At 41.1% G+C, this 1,999-nt stretch carries 2 protein-coding genes and 1 pseudogene; 1 reads left to right on the top strand and 2 read right to left on the bottom strand.

Annotated elements, in window-relative coordinates:
- On the bottom strand, nucleotides 1–909 hold a 909-nt coding region (locus tag BS34_RS0112010; RefSeq protein WP_029408748.1), incomplete at its 3' end, for a retention module-containing protein.
- Nucleotides 910–1,239: 330 nt separating this feature from the next.
- On the opposite strand from BS34_RS0112010, the gene BS34_RS0112005 reads away from it, so the two are divergent.
- On the top strand, nucleotides 1,240–1,575 hold the full coding sequence (locus BS34_RS0112005; protein WP_029408747.1) for a hypothetical protein: 336 nt from the start codon (nucleotides 1,240–1,242) through the stop codon (nucleotides 1,573–1,575).
- Between the two features lie 269 nt (nucleotides 1,576–1,844).
- Here BS34_RS0112005 and BS34_RS13135 read toward each other — a convergent pair.
- A pseudogene (locus tag BS34_RS13135) lies at nucleotides 1,845–1,999 on the bottom strand (transposase); the annotation flags it as partial.

Genomic DNA, 1,999 nt, shown 5'->3' with positions numbered 1-1,999 from the left:
ACTGTCATCGCTCACGAGACGTGCATACACTGTATCTACATTTGTCAGTGGCGTTTCTGGATCTTCTGGTGTTGTGCTGCCCGCGTCTTCAATCGTTCCCACACCTTGTAAGTCTGAGTTCGCCGCATCCACGTTGCCGCTGGTTGGCGTTAGATTCATCAAGAACGTCTCGTCACCTTCTTTTAGGTAGTCGTCATTGATTGGAACCGTAATCGTCGTGGTCAGATTATCTGTCGTACCCGCAATGCTGCCATTTCCGGTCACTGCGTCATAATCCACATCCGATGTCGCACTGCCATTCTCCGCACTCGCGTAACTGAACGTCACTGGCGATTCGGTCGGCGCACTTAAGCTCACTGTAAACGTCATGGTGCCGGCATCTTCGTTCACCGTCACATCATTGATGCTTAGCGTTGCCAACTCAACAGGTTCATTTAGCTCTTCTCCCACAAAACGAGGATTTTCGTTAAATACTTGTTCTTCTGTGTTGGTGTCGAAGCCTGAGGTAACTTGCCCTTCTAGTCCGATACGCTCTACAAATACACCTCCGTCTGAAGCGCTTCCGATTACGAATGCATCACCCGCTGCGGTCGCTTCTAGTGCGTCGAAGTTTCCTTCCAAGATGGCTTGTTGGAGTGCGGCGATGTCTACTGCGCCTTCGGTTCCAGAGTCTACCGTACTTGCTTGGCCGGAGACATCGTCATCTAAACGCATTTGTGTATCACGTCCTAAAGTCAATAGCGTTCCATTAACCATACCGACAACCACACCACCTTTATCTGAGGTCTGTATAATCTCTCCAGCAAAAACAGGGCTTCCAGGCTCTAGAATTCGTACTTCTCCTGTGACAGGGTTAATAGCTCGAACAATACCTTCTAGTTTTGCAACTTCACCGACGATAGTAGACATTTTTACACTCCAAATTTTTGCATTGCGCAGAAAAAAATAAGTCATTTAAACTTTAATTACAGCCATCATACTCATAGTAAGCAACCTCGCCTACTGTACCAATGGACAGTATGAGCCAAATATTAGGATATTATATTTTGTTAGACACCAAATATATGACCCTTAATCAATTAAACAACGACATATAGTTGATAACTTAATAATCAAAAAATTATTATATTTTTATTTCATTAGACAAAATACGGTTTTACTCTATAATTGATATATAAATCAAAGATTTTTTGACTATTAACTGACCGCTAGTCATTTTAGCCATTAGGAGTTTTAATCATGACGACTATTAACCCTAGCCTTGCTTCTGCTGCTTTAACAATGCAGAATCAGCAAAATAACAGTGCCTTAAAAACTGATCAAAAAACTGAAGATCGATCACAAGAAAGTATTCGTTCAATGACTAATGGCAATAGCTCCGTTTCTCTTTCTGAGCTATCTCAAGAACCCGCTGCAGACTATCTTCAAATCAATCGTCAACAAAGTCTACAAAGTGCAGATTCGGTTGAAAACAAAGCGACTGAATCCAATGACACAACAAATGGTTTAACTTATGCATCCAATTTGCAAACTCAAAGCAACTATTTAGCAAACCAACCTTCTAAAGATAAATAACCTGTCCATCTATTCGCTTTATTTCTATAAAAGCTAAAAACCAAGAAAAATAAAAGTAACCAGGCCTGGCACTAGTGTCCGGAATAATATTTCAGTACCACAATTCATATACCAGCCTCCCATAGCGGAAGTTGGTATTTCTTAAACTCTTCCCGTTGTTGTTTTCGCCTAAAGTATTCACTCTGCTGAATAGGTCTTTCAAACAACCCATGAGCAAGCCGCCAAAACGTTACTCTCAACGGTTCTGCTGACTTATTTTTCATCTGTTCAAGCTTAATCAATAGATACACAATAAGGGCTGATAGCACTTGGATACGAACAGCATTACTGTTTTGGCCAATGAAGCTTTTGATTTTGAGGTGTTGTTTAATCCATTTAAAAAATAATTCAATTTGCCAGCGTTGCTTGTATAGATGGGCAATCT

The sequence above is a fragment of the Thiomicrorhabdus sp. Milos-T2 genome (assembly GCF_000702325.1).
GTDB lineage: Bacteria > Pseudomonadota > Gammaproteobacteria > Thiomicrospirales > Thiomicrospiraceae > Thiomicrorhabdus.
Note: the sequence above shows the minus strand (reverse complement) of the source record. Positions and strands in the feature narration are given on the sequence as shown.

Bases quoted from the DNA above. Each gene is read 5' to 3' on its own strand.
- BS34_RS0112005 (WP_029408747.1), top strand. From the start codon at position 1,240: ATGACGACTATTAACCCTAGCCTTGCTTCTGCTGCTTTAACAATGCAG.